This is a genomic window from Thioflexithrix psekupsensis (genome assembly GCF_002149925.1).
GTDB classification, from domain to species: domain Bacteria; phylum Pseudomonadota; class Gammaproteobacteria; order Beggiatoales; family Beggiatoaceae; genus Thioflexithrix; species Thioflexithrix psekupsensis.
Window position 1 is genome coordinate 296,487 of record NZ_MSLT01000023.1, and the last position, 16,122, is coordinate 312,608.

15 protein-coding genes are annotated in these 16,122 nt (G+C 39.8%); 10 read left to right on the forward strand and 5 right to left on the reverse strand.

The window, feature by feature from the left end; genetic code table 11:
* Positions 1 to 6: 6 nt before the first annotated feature.
* The 7 genes from TPSD3_RS13985 to TPSD3_RS14015 all read left to right on the forward strand — a co-directional run bounded on the left by TPSD3_RS13985 (position 7) and on the right by TPSD3_RS14015 (position 7,904).
* Positions 7 to 1,332 (forward strand): hypothetical protein, encoded by a 1,326-nt coding sequence (locus tag TPSD3_RS13985; RefSeq protein WP_140048572.1) that lies wholly within the window; start codon positions 7 to 9, stop codon positions 1,330 to 1,332.
* Positions 1,333 to 2,091: 759 nt separating this feature from the next.
* Positions 2,092 to 4,152, forward strand: coding sequence for an Rne/Rng family ribonuclease (locus tag TPSD3_RS13990; RefSeq protein WP_086489139.1), 2,061 nt, complete (start codon positions 2,092 to 2,094; stop codon positions 4,150 to 4,152).
* 79 nt (positions 4,153 to 4,231) lie between these two features.
* Positions 4,232 to 4,918: a cytochrome b/b6 domain-containing protein gene (locus TPSD3_RS13995; RefSeq protein ID WP_086489141.1), complete on the forward strand. Its 687-nt coding sequence runs from the start codon at positions 4,232 to 4,234 to the stop codon at positions 4,916 to 4,918.
* A 20-nt stretch (positions 4,919 to 4,938) separates the two neighbouring features.
* Positions 4,939 to 5,541, forward strand: a complete 603-nt coding sequence (locus TPSD3_RS14000; RefSeq protein WP_086489143.1) for an OmpA family protein — start codon at positions 4,939 to 4,941, stop codon at positions 5,539 to 5,541.
* A gap of 44 nt (positions 5,542 to 5,585) precedes the next feature.
* On the forward strand, positions 5,586 to 6,524 hold the full coding sequence (gene ispH, locus TPSD3_RS14005; protein ID WP_086489144.1) for a 4-hydroxy-3-methylbut-2-enyl diphosphate reductase: 939 nt from the start codon (positions 5,586 to 5,588) through the stop codon (positions 6,522 to 6,524).
* A gap of 108 nt (positions 6,525 to 6,632) precedes the next feature.
* Positions 6,633 to 7,670, forward strand: a complete 1,038-nt coding sequence (locus TPSD3_RS14010; protein WP_086489145.1) for a ComEC/Rec2 family competence protein — start codon at positions 6,633 to 6,635, stop codon at positions 7,668 to 7,670.
* A gap of 6 nt (positions 7,671 to 7,676) precedes the next feature.
* Positions 7,677 to 7,904 carry a hypothetical protein gene (locus TPSD3_RS14015; RefSeq protein ID WP_086489147.1) on the forward strand — a complete coding sequence of 76 codons (228 nt, stop codon included), beginning with the start codon at positions 7,677 to 7,679 and terminating at the stop codon, positions 7,902 to 7,904.
* On the opposite strand, the gene TPSD3_RS14020 is transcribed toward TPSD3_RS14015, so the two are convergent.
* Together TPSD3_RS14020 and TPSD3_RS17640 are read right to left on the reverse strand one after the other, a co-directional pair.
* Complete coding sequence (locus TPSD3_RS14020; RefSeq protein WP_140048573.1) at positions 7,905 to 8,774, reverse strand: IS630 family transposase; 870 nt, start codon at positions 8,772 to 8,774, stop codon at positions 7,905 to 7,907.
* Between the two features lie 6 nt (positions 8,775 to 8,780).
* Positions 8,781 to 8,936 carry a hypothetical protein gene (locus TPSD3_RS17640; protein ID WP_176329685.1) on the reverse strand — a complete coding sequence of 52 codons (156 nt, stop codon included), beginning with the start codon at positions 8,934 to 8,936 and terminating at the stop codon, positions 8,781 to 8,783.
* A gap of 148 nt (positions 8,937 to 9,084) precedes the next feature.
* Between TPSD3_RS17640 and TPSD3_RS14025 the strand changes: the two genes are divergently transcribed.
* Positions 9,085 to 9,909 carry a tetratricopeptide repeat protein gene (locus TPSD3_RS14025; RefSeq protein WP_140048574.1) on the forward strand — a complete coding sequence of 275 codons (825 nt, stop codon included), beginning with the start codon at positions 9,085 to 9,087 and terminating at the stop codon, positions 9,907 to 9,909.
* 100 nt (positions 9,910 to 10,009) lie between these two features.
* Here the strand turns inward: TPSD3_RS14025 and TPSD3_RS14030 are convergent, their stop codons facing one another.
* From TPSD3_RS14030 to TPSD3_RS14040, 3 genes are read right to left on the reverse strand one after another with little or no spacing between them, the layout of a single operon-like run.
* Positions 10,010 to 11,536 (reverse strand): fumarate hydratase, encoded by a 1,527-nt coding sequence (locus tag TPSD3_RS14030; RefSeq protein WP_086489151.1) that lies wholly within the window; start codon positions 11,534 to 11,536, stop codon positions 10,010 to 10,012.
* Between the two features lie 50 nt (positions 11,537 to 11,586).
* The gene (gene ubiA, locus TPSD3_RS14035; RefSeq protein WP_086489152.1) at positions 11,587 to 12,459 is read right to left on the reverse strand and encodes a 4-hydroxybenzoate octaprenyltransferase; all 873 of its coding nucleotides are present in this window, start codon (positions 12,457 to 12,459) and stop codon (positions 11,587 to 11,589) included.
* A complete protein-coding gene (locus tag TPSD3_RS14040; RefSeq protein WP_086489153.1) occupies positions 12,453 to 13,019 on the reverse strand; it encodes a chorismate--pyruvate lyase family protein in 567 nt (188 codons plus the stop codon). The genes ubiA and TPSD3_RS14040 overlap by 7 nt, the downstream gene beginning before the upstream one ends.
* A 168-nt stretch (positions 13,020 to 13,187) precedes the next feature.
* On the opposite strand from TPSD3_RS14040, the gene TPSD3_RS14045 reads away from it, so the two are divergent.
* Together TPSD3_RS14045 and TPSD3_RS14050 are read left to right on the forward strand one after the other, a co-directional pair.
* Entirely contained in the window at positions 13,188 to 15,410 is a 2,223-nt protein-coding gene (locus tag TPSD3_RS14045) for a methyl-accepting chemotaxis protein (protein ID WP_086489155.1), read from the forward strand.
* Between the two features lie 4 nt (positions 15,411 to 15,414).
* Entirely contained in the window at positions 15,415 to 16,119 is a 705-nt protein-coding gene (locus tag TPSD3_RS14050; protein ID WP_086489156.1) for an electron transport complex subunit E, read from the forward strand.
* The last annotated feature ends 3 nt before the right edge of the window (positions 16,120 to 16,122 follow it).

Genomic DNA, 16,122 nt, shown 5'->3' on the forward strand with positions numbered 1-16,122 from the left:
CGCATATTGTGGGTTGAAGATGAAATCGGGAATGAAAAAACTAACTTTTTTGCACAATATGCCGATAATGTAGATTGCAAAGAAGATTTTATGGATTCTCGGCGTGAACTGACTAACAACTTGCACCATTATGATTTTTTGGTGTTGGATATTGATTTGCGCCATGTTTCATCACACGCCGACATTAAAAGTTATCTTGATAAAAATAAGAGCTGGGATTTAGACGAAGAAAGGCTTTTACATGAAGCAGGCTTTCATCTTTTTTTAGCTGTTTTTCAACAGCGTTTTCCAACTGAGCGGATTTGTTTTTTTACGGGCAATATTAACCCAGATAAGCGTGCTATTGCTTTCAACACAATGTTGGAAAAAATCAAGCTTACGGGGCAAAAGAAGATAAAAGACAGTATGGAGCAAGTTATTTCTGACTTCAAGAAAGACGCTTCTTTAACTGAAGAACAAGAAGAACATTTCGATTCCGTTTCAGAGCAAATTATTACTAAAGGTGGTTATGCCAAAGGTGATTATAAGGCATTGTGTGAAGCATTGAAAGAGTGGTATAAGGAAACTTTTAAGTACCCACCCCCTGACGACACCGCCAATATTTTCATTGAATGCTTTAAAAACGCCCGCATTCCTGAGCCTCAAGTATTTGATAAGAAAAAACCAGAAGATAAAGAAAAGCTGATGGCTTGGTTAGATCACCATTTTAATTCTCAACATCCTGATTTTCCTTATTTAACCTTGCGACGGGGCTTATTGGATTCTTTAAAAGAAATAAGTAAAAATTCTTATCAATTAAAGGACAAATATAACGAAATTCTTGATAAAGACACCTTTATCGAAGGCATTGAATGGTTATTAAAACCATTACATGATTATTCCCCTAAAGACGGAGATGATGAACTGTATTTAATCTTATGTGATTATTTATCAAAGCCGTTTGATAAAAGCGCATCTGTAGAATTTTCTCCATTGGCAACCATGCGCAATCGAACAGCACATGGAAATATTCGCCGCAGTTCAAAAAGTGTTGTTAAACCTGAAACAGTAGCGTTTTTATTTCTACTGGTTTTAGAAGAATTGTTACAAGAAAAGATGCTTATAAATCATCAATTAGAACTTCTTTTTAAGGGAAGATTAATCAGCACAGCGCAAAATAAAGCTGATCCATTAGATCGCAAAAATTTCATAAAAAAATGTCCTGAAGATGTTACCCCAGAAAAAGATGAAAGTATCAATTATATTGAATGCTTTTACCACAATTGCTTACGCAAATTACCACAAAATCACCCTCTCTATTCCTATCTTCATATCGCCTATCAACAAGAATAGACACTTGATGCTCCCGACAAGTTAAAACCATCAGCACGTAGCAACGTGCTTCAGGCTTAAAATAAAGAATCACAGGAAATTCATCACTCCCAATTTGATACTGTAAGTGAACGTGCTATAGTTGATCCGCTATTTTGAGCGGGCAACCTTGCGGGCGGTAATCATACCATTGACGCAGGGACACCCTATCCGTTTAGACGCACGAAACAGTGAGGCTTGCCAAAACACACCTACCCTTGTTTCTCTCGCAAAATCACTTTGCAGACCCGCGCCGTCTCAACACGTCATCTTAACGCCTTGTGTTCAAAATAGCGTCTCGCCAAAAACGACATCAAGAGAATACTTCAGCATCAAAGGCTGACACTCCCGTTTTTAGGCGCACAGGCTAAGTACGACATTGTAAAATATCACTGCGATCATTCGATTTATACGCTTTTCTGCTTATTGTGCCAGATGGGCTTAAAACAGCCTTGCACCCAAAAAAGCGTCACCGCTCGCAACGACACCAAATCGTCTCGTACTGTTACAACATTAAACACGACATTGCGCTCCCATAACTAACCGTTAACCCCTCATTTTTAGAGATTTTTGGACATTCAGGGCTAAAAATACCACTTAATACCACCCTTTAACATCCAAAATGCACCGCCTAGAGACTCCTATTGTGGTGTCCCTGTTTTGCTGTGGCAAACACGAAAGCAATAAAATGCGTGTTAGCGGAAAAAATTGGTCGAGCGCGTTTTATCTAAGGATATGACCATGAAGAGAATTTTGATCAACGCCACCCAACGCGAGGAAGTCCGTGTGGCTGTGGTGGATGGACAAAGATTGTATAACTTTGACGTAGAAACCGCCAACCATCAACAAATCAAAGCCAATATTTACAAAGCACGCATTACCCGAATCGAACCCGGCCTAGATGCCGTTTTTGTGGATTATGGGGGAGATCGCCATGGTTTTTTACCGCTTAAAGACGTGGCGGTGGAGAATTTTCAAGGCGACACCCACAACGGACGCGGCCGCTGTGATCAATTGCGCGAAGGGCAAGAATTACTGGTGCAAGTGGATAAAGAAGGACAAGGCAACAAAGGCGCGGCCTTAACCACTTACATCAGTCTGGCGGGACGTTATCTGGTCTTAATGCCAAACAATCCCCGCGCAGGCGGCGTATCCCGACGCATTGAAGGCGCAGATCGCAGCGAAGCCCGCGAAGCCATGAATACGCTGGTTTTACCCGAAGGCATGGGCATTATTTTACGCACCGCGGGCGTTGGCAAAACCGCAGAAGAACTCAAGTGGGATTTAGACTATTTGCTGCAATTGTGGTATGCGATTGTCGAAGCGGCTGGAAGCCGTTCTGGCCCTTTCTTAGTCTATCAAGAAAGCAATGTGATTATTCGTGCCATTCGGGACTATTTACGCGAAGAAATCGGGGAAATTTGGGTGGATGAACCCGAAATTTACAACGAAGCAGTGGGTTTTATGCGCCAAGTGATGCCCACTTTTGTCAATAAAGTCAAATACTACGACGAGAAAATTCCCTTATTTACCCGTTTTCAACTCGAAACGCAAATTGAATCGGCTTTTCAACGAGAAATCAAACTGCCATCGGGGGGAACTATCGTCTTAGATCACACCGAGGCGTTGCTGGCGATTGACATCAATTCGGCGCGTGCCACTCGCGGCGCGGACATCGAAGAAACTGCGTTAAATACGAATTTAGAAGCGGTGGATGAAATTGCGCGCCAACTGCGTTTGCGGGACATTGGTGGTTTAATTGTGATTGATTTCATCGACATGCTGAGTCATCGTCATCAACGTTCTGTTGAAAGTCGCATGAAAGAATTGTTAAAAATGGATCGCGCTCGCGTGCAAGTTGGTCGTATTTCTCGTTTTGGTCTACTGGAAATGTCGCGGCAACGTTTACGTTCTCCGTTGGGCAAAGTGATGCAAATGCGTTGTCCACGTTGTCAGGGACAGGGTACAGTTCGTAGCACTGAATCATTTGCTTTGGCCATGTTGCGCTTGTTGGAAGAAGAAGCAATGAAAACGCAAACCCAAGCCTTACTGGCACAATTGCCCTTAGAAGTAGCCACGTTTTTATTAAACGAAAAACGTCATGTGTTAGACGAAATTGAAGCGCGGCAAAATATCAAACTGGTCTTGATCCCCAATCCCAATTGGCACACGCCAAAATACGAAGTGCAGCGCATCAAAACAGAGGATAAAAAAGACCTGCCTGCCAGTTATCACATGTTGAATACTCCAGACGATTCACAACGTTACGCGCTGCCCACCCGTCAACAGCCCACAACCAGCAGCGAAGAACCTGCGGTAAAAACGTTGAATTATACAGCAACACCAACCGCCTCTCCGCGTCGGGTGACTCCACCACCACCTCCCCTACAACCGACTGGTTTCTTGCAACGTTTGTGGGAAAGTTTATTTGGGGATTCGCCCAAAAAAGCGGCTCATTCGCCTACGGACGCATCTTTTGCCCCGCAAGAGGTAGAACACATTGTGCCAGAGGAGATGACCGACGATCCCAGCACAGAACAAAACGCCCAACCCACCGCCAATCGAGAACGTTCACAAATTCGACGCGGCCGCCGCGGAACTCGACGCAAACGAGATAACACAGACAACAGAAGCACAACGGACAAATACGCTGAAACCAATGACAGCGATTCGTCGTATGTCGCTCCTTACGCGCCATCTGATGACAACCGTGACGAATCTGAAGCCGATTCAGTGACTACAGTGGCACGTCCCCGCAGCACAGAGCCAAAACTTGAGAATAAATCGGAAGATAACCATTAAACGAATATCTTTTTAGTTTTTGACAAAGGGAATAATTTTTTTATTCCCTTCTTCATTCTCAAAAATAGAGGAGTAATTTATGAATCAATTATTGCCTGTGAAGGTGTGGGATTTACCGACTCGTTTATTTCATTGGAGTTTAGTGTTATTAATTATTTTCCAATGGGCGACGGCCAGCGAGTCGGTTTATTACAACATGACTTGGCACAGTTATGGTGGCTATGCCATTTTGTGTTTATTGGCATTTCGTTTATTATGGGGATTTTTTGGTAATCAATATGCTCGTTTTTGGCAATTTACTTACAGCCCTATCACCAGTTTGCATTATTTACTTGGTTTATTTAAATCCGAACAAAAAGTTTATTTAGGACATAATCCTTTGGGGGCTTATTCGGTTTTTGCTTTGTTATTACTCATCTTAATTCAAGCCGTAACTGGCTTATTTGCAGATGATGATATTTTTACCACGGGGCCTTTTGCGCATTGGGTTTCTGGGGATACGCGGCAAGGAATGACTTCGATACATTATTGGAATTTTAATGTGTTATTGGCGTTTATTGCGCTGCATTTATCGGCTATTCTGTTCTATTTATTGGTGAAACGAGATAATCTTGTCCGTCCCATGATCACGGGGAAAAAATGGGTGACTCCAGAGACCACGCCACATTCTGTTTCTCAAACGCCATTATGGTTAGCATTATTACTATTTGGAATAGCGACGGGGTTAGTTTTATTTATCGTTTTATATGTGCCTTCATGGCGTTAAAATAATAGGAGATTTACACCATGCCATTCAAATCATTCTCTTCTTTATTACCTTTTTATTTCACTACAATAACAGGCTTATTATTCACCAGTGGGTGTGCCATGCAGGCCACGCCTTACGAAAAAACCACTCCCCCCATTGCGGTACCCGTATTGGCCGCGGGCGCGCCCACTTATCAACCCACGCCCTTGTCGTTAATGTCAGCAGGAACAGAAACAGATCGCGGCGTTTTATTCACTTTAGATGCGATTTTATTTGACGTGAATAAAGCCAGCTTGCGCAGCGAAGCCCGTCAACGTTTAGACGAGATCGCCCAACAACTCAACAGTTACGGAGAAAGCCGTCTCATCGCCATCGAAGGCCATACAGACAGCACCGGTTCTGCCAAATATAATCAAAAATTATCCGAATCCCGTGCTGCCAGTGTGAAAAAAGCTTTGGTTTCTCGCGGTATTTCAGCCGACCGTATCAGCACCAAAGGCTTTGGGCAAACCCGTCCTACCGCCTCCAACACTGACGCATCAGGGCGGCAATTGAATCGCCGAGTGGAAATTATTTTACTCAACGACCCCCATTCTTCCACGGTCACCACCACGTATAATCCCAGTTTGGAATTGCGTTAAATATTCATAAATTTCAATTATTTCAAGGCAATAGGGTGTAAAACATGGAGATTATTTTGGCGCAACCGCGTGGTTTTTGTGCGGGCGTAGAGCGGGCGATTGAAATTGTGGAGCGGTGTTTAGAATTATACAAGCCGCCGATTTATGTTTTACATGAAATTGTGCATAATCGCCATGTGGTAGAACAATTGCGGGAACGGGGTGCGGTTTTTGTGGAGTCTTTGGAAGCGGTGCCGGCGGGGTGTGTGTGTATTTTCAGTGCGCATGGCGTGGCGACTGCAATTGTAGAACAGGCACAAGCTCGACAATTGAACGTGGTTGATGCCACCTGTCCATTGGTTACCAAAGTGCATTTACAAGCCCAACGTTATGCGCGTCAAGGCTATGAAATTATTATCATTGGTCACCCCGGTCATCCCGAAGTCGAAGGCACACGCGGGCGAATTGAGGGGAAAGTTTACGTTTTATCCACCGAAGCCGAAGTGGCGCAATTGCAGGTTTCCGATCCTGATAAATTGGCCTACGTGACACAAACCACCTTGAGCATTGATGATACGAAAGCGGTTATTGATGCGTTACTACAACGTTATCCCCAGATTCAGGGGCCTGCCTTAAATGACATTTGTTATGCCACGCAAAATCGTCAAAATGCGGTGCGGGAGTTGTTGCAATCGATTGATTTATTGTTAGTAGTTGGCGCGCACAACAGTTCTAATTCCAATCGTTTGCGAGAAGTTGGGGCGCAAAACGGGGTTATTTCGTATTTAATTGAGGATGCCAATGATATTCGAGTGGAATGGTTTGCTCATTCGCCGCGAGTGGGAATTACGGCGGGTGCGTCTGCGCCAGAAATTCTAGTGACAGGCGTATTGGCGCGTTTAAATGAATTAGGCGTTGCCAATCAAGTCCGAACAATGGCAGGCATTGAAGAAAATACCTCTTTTCGTTTGCCCGTGAATTTGCTGCGCCGCAGTGAGGGGTAATGGTTGGTTTGGTCTGAATTGGAATTAATGGGATTTATTTTTGGGTGCTTATTGGTTCTAATTCAGACGATTAAATTCTATAAATAACACTATTATTTTGGTGAAACAATGTCTATTACATTTAATTTTTTACCCGCAGGTTATGGTGATGCCATTTTAATTTCTTTTGATGGAAAGAATATTTTTGTTGATGGTGGAACAAAAAAGAATTACTTACATAAAAGCATTCAAAAAATAAAATCTAATAAGCAATTAATAGATTTAATGGTTTTAACTCATATTGATAGCGATCATATTGGAGGTTTTATTGGTATTCTTAAAAATGAAGAAGATGGACGCTTAGTTCAAAAAGTTTGGTTTAATTCGCTTGATAAAGCTAATTTTATTCCTTCATTTACTGACTCTAACGAAACAAGTGCAAGACAAGGAGTAACGTTTCAGGATCGTGTTAAAGAACTGGCTAAAGAAAATAAACTTACTTATGATGATCAAATTTTCATTGAAGCAAAGCCAGAGAAATTTGAAATTTTTCCTCATTTAGAGGTAAATATACTTTCTCCGACTAAAGAAAAATTAGATATTTTGGCATCAAGTATTTTAGAATCAGTGTCTGAAACTAGAGAAACGGCTACAAAAACTCGTATCAATTTTTGTACAATTGAACAGTTAGCGCAATATGAATTTAAGAAAGACTCTAGTCCGACTAATGCGGCCAGTATTGTTTTATTATTAACGTATAAAGAAGAATATAAGTTTTTGTTACTTGCGGATGCGGATATAGAGTTAGTTACAAACTCTTTAATAAATTTAGGTTATTCTAAAAAGAATAAGTTAAAAATTAATTTTGTTAAATTGTCGCATCACGGGAGTAAAAATAATTTAAATCAAGCGTTTTTAGAACTCATTGATACAGATACCTTTGTCATTTTAACAAATGCGGGAAAACATGGTCATCCTGACACGGAAACGCTTTGTAAAATTATTATGAATCCAGAAAGAAATTTAGGTAAAAAAATAAATTTTTTTCTTAATTATGACTCTGTGTATAATTCTTTAAAAGATAACCCTGTATTTGAACCTGAGCAAAGAAAAAAATATAATTTTTCTTTTTTCTCAAAGGAAAATGAACCATTAATTTTTGGGTAGTAAAAAATGTTACATCATTATGATGATATAAAAGATTATGCTGTAAAAATAACTGTTCAAGGAACAAAATCGGGTAGTGGGGTTATTGTAAAACCCACAGAGAATGCTTCGTGTTTTTATATTTTAACCGCCAGACATACTTTTAAAAAAGATAAATCCGATGAATTGCTGGACAGAGAAATTATATACCAAAATTATGTGAGATATAAAAACAAATTAAGTTCTAATATCTAGCTAGATATTAGGTATAAGATACTGTTTAATTTTATTAAACTTAAACACTTTACCTGACAAAAAGGTCTCAAACATACTAGTGACTTCTTTAAAGCTTGATAGACGATGAAAATTCTTTCTGACCCAATTCTTACCTTGAAGCCAAATATCCTCGACTGGATTTTGCTCTGGGGCATTGGGCGCAAATCTTAATAAACGAACTTTCCATTCTGATTCTGGAAGTCCCCCATTTAATTTCTCTAAATAAGTTCTTAAACCTTCAGAACGATGATAACTTGCACCATCCCAAATAATCACATGACGGGCTTCTTTATATCTGTAAATGAGCCAGTTAATAAAGTCTATCGTATATTTTGTATCAGCTTTCTTTGCCCTATCTAAAATAAATTCTCCCGTATAAATATTCACCGCTCCATACCACGTTTGAGAAGTGCGATAATTACTCATCTTTATTGACGTTCTTTCTCCTTTTTTCGACCAAACATAAGCACAAATATCTCCCCACAACTGATGGCTTTCGTCTTGCATCCAGTACATTACCTCTCCACTTTCTATCTGTTCACGCTCCTTATCTATTAAATCCTTAATCTCTTTTTTTTTAGCTTCTACTTTTACCTCATCTTTTGCCGAATTCTCTTTGTGTGTCTTCTTATAACTTAAATTCGCTTCTTCTAATAATTTAGTATAAGAAGTATTTGAAGAATAGAAAACATCATACTCCTCTTTTAAGTATCTCTTTAGTTCCTCTATTGTTATTGTCTTCTTTTCTTGTATCCAATTAATCACATCTTCTCGTTCACGCGGCTTTAAATACCCTGGCGAGCCTTTATACGCTAACTTTAATCCTTCCACCCCTGACGCTAAATAAATGGCTTTCTATTTATCCACAAATTGCACACTGACACAACACGCTAAAGCCGCTTCCGCACGCACAAAACCAAGCAAAGACATTCTTACTGCCATCGCTCGCTTCACTTCTCTCGCTTCACCTGTTGACATTAACTCTTCTAAATCTTCATATCTCTTGTTCATTATTCTCTCCTATTTAAAAAGTATTATTATACGACTCTGAAAAAATTGGTATATTATTGACTTATACCTCAAAGGAAAATTTTTTGAAGATTTAGACCGTTTTTTGAATATTGTTTTTGAAAATGACACCTATCCCGAAAGAGAAATAGTGATAGAACGTGTTTTTTCAAATTTACTAAACTTTTTTGAGAGAAATAACGACTCATCTAATGATGAGAAAATTATTTCAATATTAAAGAAAATTATAAATCACTATGCAAAAAATGAAAGTTTCGAGCAAGTATTTAATGGTGTGAAATATTTAGCGGGTATTTTCTTAAAGAAAAAAGATTATTCTAATTTTGAATCAATTTTATTGGAAAATGTAACTTGGTTTAAAAAAGCAAGAGATGAAATTAAAATTTACTTATTGCTTGCTAATTCATTTTTTAGAGTTGAAAAGTATGAAGAAGCAAGAAACTATTATCAAGATATTCTTGATAAGTTAAAGCGTTTTAAAAAAGATAAAACTTTAGCCTTAAAAATCTATATTCGGCTTATTAATATTGCTCAAAAACTCAATGAAACCCCAGAAAAAATAAAAAAGGCTTATCAAAAAGCCAAGCATTTTTTAGATGGTCATCAAAATAGCATAGAAAATGCTCAAGAATATATTGATAAATTAGAAAAAATTTGGTTGGAAATTGAAGGCTACACAATCAATAATCATATTGCAGCAAATCGTGAGCTAAAACAAGATATTGCTAATATTAAAAATACAATTGAACCCTTAACAAAGCAATATCAAATTATTGATGAAAAAATTAATAGATTTGAATGGAAAATGCAACAAGAAATAACTGTTTTTAACTCTCGCTTTGAAGAAATTAAAAAATTAATTCAAGAGAATCTAAAAAAACCACTTGAACCTTCTAAAAATTTCTTTCAAAAAATTATAGACAGCGTCATTGCAAGATTTATGACTAAAAAATAAAAGCATCGAATTTGGTAATGATTGTGATTCTTTCAACAAATTAATTTTTGCCCAAACCCTTAGCCCTACATGAAAAAGTAGGGCTAATGTAGGCTTTAATTTACGATGATTTTACCGCAATTTTACCGATTTTCTCACGCCAAATCGCGGGGCCTGTTTTATGTACGGATTCCCCGGTCACATCCACCGCGACAGTGACAGGCATGTCTGCCACTTCAAACTCATGAATGGCTTCCATGCCCAAATCGGCAAACGCCACCACTCGCGCCGAGCGAATCGCTTTTGAGACCAAATACGCCGCGCCACCCACTGCCATCAAATAAACCGCTTGATATTTCTTAATGGCTTCAATGGCTTGGTCGCCGCGTTCAGCTTTGCCGACCATGCCAATTAAGCCTGTTTTTTCCAACATCATCTCGGTGAATTTATCCATGCGGGTGGCTGTCGTTGGGCCGGCGGGGCCGACGACTTCATCGCCGACGGGATCGACGGGTCCGACGTAGTAAATAAAGCGATTTTTAAAATCAATTTCGGGTGGCAACGATTCGCCGCGTGCCATCATGTCTGCAATACGTTTGTGTGCGGCATCGCGGCCAGTCAACAATTTTCCGCTGAGTAACAAGCGATCACCGGGCTGCCAGTTTTGTAATTCTTCTCGTGTTACCGTATCCAGATTAACACGACGAGTTTGTGTACTCGCTGCCCAAGTCACCGCCGGCCAATCGGATAAATGGGGGGGATGCAATACCGCGGGTCCGCTGCCGTCCAGCGTAAAATGTGTGTGCCGCGTGGCCGCGCAATTGGGGATCATCGCCACAGGCAAAGAAGCCGCATGAGTGGGGAAATCTTTGATTTTTACGTCTAAAACTGTGGTTAACCCCCCTAAACCTTGTGCGCCGATGCCTAAGGCATTGACTTTAGTATATAACTCTATGCGTAATTCTTCAATTTTATTGCTGGGACCGCGAGCAATTAATTCTTGAATATCAATGTGATCCATTAAAGACTCTTTAGCCAATAACATGGCTTTTTCTGCCGTTCCCCCAATACCAATGCCTAAAATGCCCGGTGGACACCAGCCTGCCCCCATTAGCGGGACTGTTTTCAACACCCACTCGACAATGCTGTCGCTGGGATTGAGCATGACAAATTTAGATTTGTTTTCCGAACCGCCGCCTTTTGCCGCTAATTGTACTTCAACAGTATCACCCGGCACCAGTTCAACATGTAACACTGCTGGTGTATTATCTTTGCTGTTTTTACGTGATCCAGCAGGGTCAAGTAACACGGATGCACGTAGTTTATTGTCAGGATTGTTGTAAGCCAAACGCACGCCTTCATCGACCAATTCTTGTAAACTGCGTGTCGTATCGAAACGGACATTCATACCAATTTTGAGAAAAACCACCGCAATTCCTGTATCTTGACAAATCGGCCGATGTCCCTCCGCACACATACGCGAATTGACCAGAATTTGTGCCATCGCATCACGTGCCGCATCGGATTGTTCTAATTCATAGGCTTTACCGAGGGCTTGAATGTAATCAACAGGATGATAATAAGAAATAAATTGAAATCCGTCCGCAATACTTTGAATAAAATCTTGCTCTTTAATTAACGTCGTCATAAACACCTCACATAATGGCTCAGGGAAAATCGCAGTTTAATTCTGCGTTATTAACTCGATAGCGTAAAAAGATAATGTAATAAAAATCCGAGAAAAATAAGCGCGCCTGTCCAATGATTATTTAAAAAGGCTTGAAAACAAAACGCAGGTTCACGCGCTCGAATTAAATACTGTTGATAAATAAAAGTCAGTGTGGCAAAAAATAAAGCCGTGTAATAAACCCAATGCGCGGCAATCATTTGTCCTAAAATAAGCAGTAAAATAATCACCGTAATTTGCAGTAACGCAATAATCCAACGATCCGCATTGGCAAATAAAATGGCCGTGGATTTAATGCCTATTTTTAAATCATCTTCTCTATCCGTCATGGCGTAAAGCGTATCATAAGCCAATGTCCATAATAAATTAATGATTAATAACCACCACGCCAGTAAAGAAACACTGCCCGTTTGCGCTGCAAAAGCCATAGGAATCGCCCAACTAAAGGCTAAACCTAAAAATAATTGGGGCCAATAAGTATAGCGTTTAGTAAAAGGGTAAATCGCCGCTAAAATAACCGCTACAAAAGAGAGTAAAATCGTGAACCAATTCAGCAATAATACTAATGCAAAAGCCAATGCACATAATAACAGAAATAATGTCAAGACTTCCCGCGCTGATATTCGCCCCGCAGTCAAGGGACGATCTTGGGTGCGTTTGACATGGCGATCAAAATCTCGATCCGCATAATCATTAATCACGCAACCCGCTGAACGCATTAAGATAACGCCAGCAACGAAAACAAACAACACTAACATGTCAGGTATGCCCTGCGCCGCAACCCATAATCCCCACAAGGTCGGCCACAATAATAAATAAATCCCAATCGGCCGATGCCAACGCATTAATAATAAATATTCTTTCCAATGATTTGATTTTAACATAAGCCAATATCAGATTTTAAAGAAGGTAAAAAAACTTCTAAAATAAGTAACGGTTTTTTTTCCAAATAAAATAAGGAACGCCTAGCCCAAAAAAAGGGATTATTTTTTGCTTGAAATGGACTAAAATCAGTCCTTATATTTTTTAATAAAGGATGTAAAATAGGAATTTGGGTAATTTGTAATTGTTGTCGCATTAAAGTGGGATGAGAAAATAAAATATCGCCTAATGGTTTCTCTCCCCAATGCTTTAGATAAGCATATTTTCCTGTTAATAATGATTCAGGCAAAACTGTCCGCGCAAAAACCCAATATTGCTGACCATTTCCCAAATAAACTTCGCGCAATCTGGCATAATGTCGTGGGGCTAAGTGTAATAGTTGTCTTTCATCATTTGCGGGATAGTCCCAATATTGACACAATACTTTAACCTGCACAGGAGCGGCACTGATTTGTTGTAAACGTTGCGTCAACGATCCGCGATCCAACAACCACGTTGCCCACGTTGACGACAGCCCTACATGTCGCCACGCCCGCGCCTCGTGCCAACGTACCCTGTCCATTTCGTCACTCCTATCAAGAAAAAACAAACGTCACAGTATAGCAGCGAAAATCTGGTCATGATACCCACTTTAATTGTGAAATCACACCATGTTCATTACGCGCTAATAATGATATACTTTTGACACTGGTTCAACCTTTCACATTTAAAATTTAACTACAGGTGAAATATGAAATTAAGCGATTTAAAGGTAAAATACCGAATTTTATTAGGCTTTTTATTACTTATTTTATTTATCTTAATATCAGGTATTTTGGCAATTATCAATACAAGCCGAATTGCCAATTACACCGAACGTTTATATCACCATCCATTTACGGTATCTAATGCCGTGCGCGATATTAATCTTAATGTGGTTAAAATTCATCGTAACATTAAAGAAATTGCGATTACTCGTGACCCGGCTGTGGTTGAGGAAATGCTCAAAGCCATTGCACTTGAAGAGCGATTATTTTATGAAGAAGTTGATCTAATAAAGGCGCGTTTTTTAGACGATAAAAAGAATATTGATACGCTAACAAAAACATTTGCCGAATGGAAACCCATCCGAGAACAAGTGGTTCAATCTTGGTATGAAGGTCAGTATGAACAAACTGCCAAAATAACACAAGAAAAAGGCAATCCCCAAGTGATGCAATTGGAAACAGATTTGAAACAAATTACCACTTTTGCTGAACAAAAAGCAGAAGAATTTATGGAGGAAGCTCGTGGTAGTGCGCAGAAAGTTTTTCTTTATTCTATCTTGGTTTTTTCCTTGCTGATAGCGGCTTCTATTATCATTGCATTGATAACGGCAAAATCAATTACCACCCCATTGGCAATTTTAAACCAAGTGGCCAGCAATATTGCTGATGGTAATTTGGACACTGTGATTCATGTGAATCGCAATGATGAACTAGGGCATTTAATGGAATCCTTTGCCGAAACTCAATCACGATTAAAAGAACGGATTGAATCCGACAAGCGAATTGCCAGTGAAGCATTGCGTATTAATGAAGCCTTAAATAATGTGATGACAGGTGTTTTAATCGCTGATAATGATTTTAATGTGATTTACACTAACCAAGCGGTGAGAGAGTTTTTTAGTAAATACGAAACAAAGATTAGAAAAGATTTACCGAATTTTAGTCAAGATAGAATTGTCGGTTTTTCTATCGATCAATTTCACCACCAACCGCATCATCAACGGGCAGTATTAAGTCGCATGAGTGGCAGTCATTCCACCACAATTCTTATTGGCGGGCGCACGGTGACTTTAAATATCAGTACCGTGATTGATCAATCTGGCGAACGTTTGGGCTGGATTGTGGAATGGCGCGACCGCACGGATGAAGTGAAAATTGAGAATGAAATTAAATCGGTGGTTTCTGCCGCTTCTAAAGGTGATTTTAATCAGCGATTAAGTTTAGATCAGAAAACAGGCTTTTTTAAAGCCTTGAGTGAAAATCTAAATTCTGTTTTAGATTATAATCAGCAAATGATTAATGAATTAATGTCTTTATTTTCTAGTGTTTCTAAAGGCGATTTAACACAGTCAATTATTCGTGATTATTCAGGTTCATTGCAACAGCTTAAAGATGACGTGAATGGAACGATTGACAAATTGACTGAAGTCATGTCTGAAATTAAGACTTCCGTTGAAACCATTAAGCAAGCCACAGATGAAATCTCCAGAGGTAATGTTGATTTAAGTCAACGCACAGAAGAACATGCGGCTTCATTGGAAGAAACGTCAGCCAGTATGGAAGAAATGACCAGTACGGTGCAGCAAAATGCCAGCAATGCGCAAAAAGCCAAACAATTAGCCAGTGGCGCACGCGATTCTGCTAAAAAAGGCGGTGAAGTGGTGAATAATGCCATTAACGCCATGAGTGTCATTAACGAAAGCAGTAATAAAATCACAGATATTATTAGCGTGATTAATGAAATTGCTTTTCAAACGAATTTATTGGCCTTAAATGCGGCTGTGGAAGCGGCTCGCGCAGGAGAGCAAGGACGTGGTTTTGCGGTGGTCGCAGCCGAAGTGCGCAGTCTCGCCCAACGCAGTGCGGCTGCGGCTAAAGAAATCGGTTCGTTGATTAAGGACAGCGTTGAAAAAGTGCAAGAAGGCACTCGTTTGGTGAATCAATCGGGACAAACGCTAGAAGAAATTAACTTAGCGGTGCGTCAAGTCAGCGATATTATTGCAGAGATTTCTATTTCTAGCCAAGAACAAGCCTCTGGTATTAATCAAGTCAATAAAGCCATTTCGCAAATGGACGAAATGACGCAGCAAAATGCAGCCTTAGTAGAGCAATCTTCTGTGGCCAGTGAAGCGATGCGAGAACAGACTTTAAAATTATTAGAACAAGTGGCTTTTTTCAAAACAAGAAATGAGCGAAAGAGAGCGTAAAATCATGATAGCGCGTTATTCTGACATTATCCGTAATGGGCTGTGGACTAATAACCCCGGTTTAGTGCAATTATTAGGTTTATGTCCATTGTTGGCGGTTACAGGAACGGCCGTAAATGGCTTGGGATTGGGGATTGCTACCACCTTGATTTTGATGACTTCTAATGCCACTGTGTCCCTAGTGCGTCACGTGGTGCCAAATGAAGTGCGTTTGCCTGTATTTGTGCTGATTATTGCCTCTTTTGTTACCACGATTGAAATGTTGATGAAAGCTTTTTATTTCGATCTTTATTTGGTTTTGGGTATTTTTATTCCTTTAATTGTCACGAATTGTTCCGTCATTGGACGCGCAGAAGCTTTTGCATCGAAAGAACCCATTGATCGGGCAATTATCGATGGTTTAATGATGGGCTTAGGATTTACGATGGCTTTGGTTTTATTAGGGGGAATGCGGGAATTATTAGGACAAGGCACTTTATTTGCCCAAGCAGAGTTAATGTTTGGCCAATATGCCCAATCATTCACTATTGTGGTATTTGAAGAATATCGTGGCTTTTTATTGGCAATTTTACCGCCGGGGGCATTTATTGGATTGGGATTATTAATTGCGTTAAAAAATACTATTGATAAATACAGCGCAAAACGTCCTATAACCCAGCCTATTGTTTGGACTAAAACAACGGAAGAAACCGCTAAACCATTGGCTTAATGG

Coding starts and splice junctions, on each gene's coding strand:
- TPSD3_RS13990 (WP_086489139.1), top strand. CDS start 2,092: ATGAAGAGAATTTTGATCAACGCCACCCAACGCGAGGAAGTCCGTGTG.
- TPSD3_RS13995 (WP_086489141.1), top strand. CDS start 4,232: ATGAATCAATTATTGCCTGTGAAGGTGTGGGATTTACCGACTCGTTTA.
- TPSD3_RS14000 (WP_086489143.1), top strand. CDS start 4,939: ATGCCATTCAAATCATTCTCTTCTTTATTACCTTTTTATTTCACTACA.
- ispH (WP_086489144.1), top strand. CDS start 5,586: ATGGAGATTATTTTGGCGCAACCGCGTGGTTTTTGTGCGGGCGTAGAG.
- TPSD3_RS14010 (WP_086489145.1), top strand. CDS start 6,633: ATGTCTATTACATTTAATTTTTTACCCGCAGGTTATGGTGATGCCATT.
- TPSD3_RS14015 (WP_086489147.1), top strand. CDS start 7,677: ATGTTACATCATTATGATGATATAAAAGATTATGCTGTAAAAATAACT.
- TPSD3_RS17640 (WP_176329685.1), bottom strand. CDS start 8,936: ATGAACAAGAGATATGAAGATTTAGAAGAGTTAATGTCAACAGGTGAA.
- TPSD3_RS14030 (WP_086489151.1), bottom strand. CDS start 11,536: ATGACGACGTTAATTAAAGAGCAAGATTTTATTCAAAGTATTGCGGAC.
- ubiA (WP_086489152.1), bottom strand. CDS start 12,459: ATGTTAAAATCAAATCATTGGAAAGAATATTTATTATTAATGCGTTGG.
- TPSD3_RS14040 (WP_086489153.1), bottom strand. CDS start 13,019: ATGGACAGGGTACGTTGGCACGAGGCGCGGGCGTGGCGACATGTAGGG.
- TPSD3_RS14045 (WP_086489155.1), top strand. CDS start 13,188: ATGAAATTAAGCGATTTAAAGGTAAAATACCGAATTTTATTAGGCTTT.
- TPSD3_RS14050 (WP_086489156.1), top strand. CDS start 15,415: ATGATAGCGCGTTATTCTGACATTATCCGTAATGGGCTGTGGACTAAT.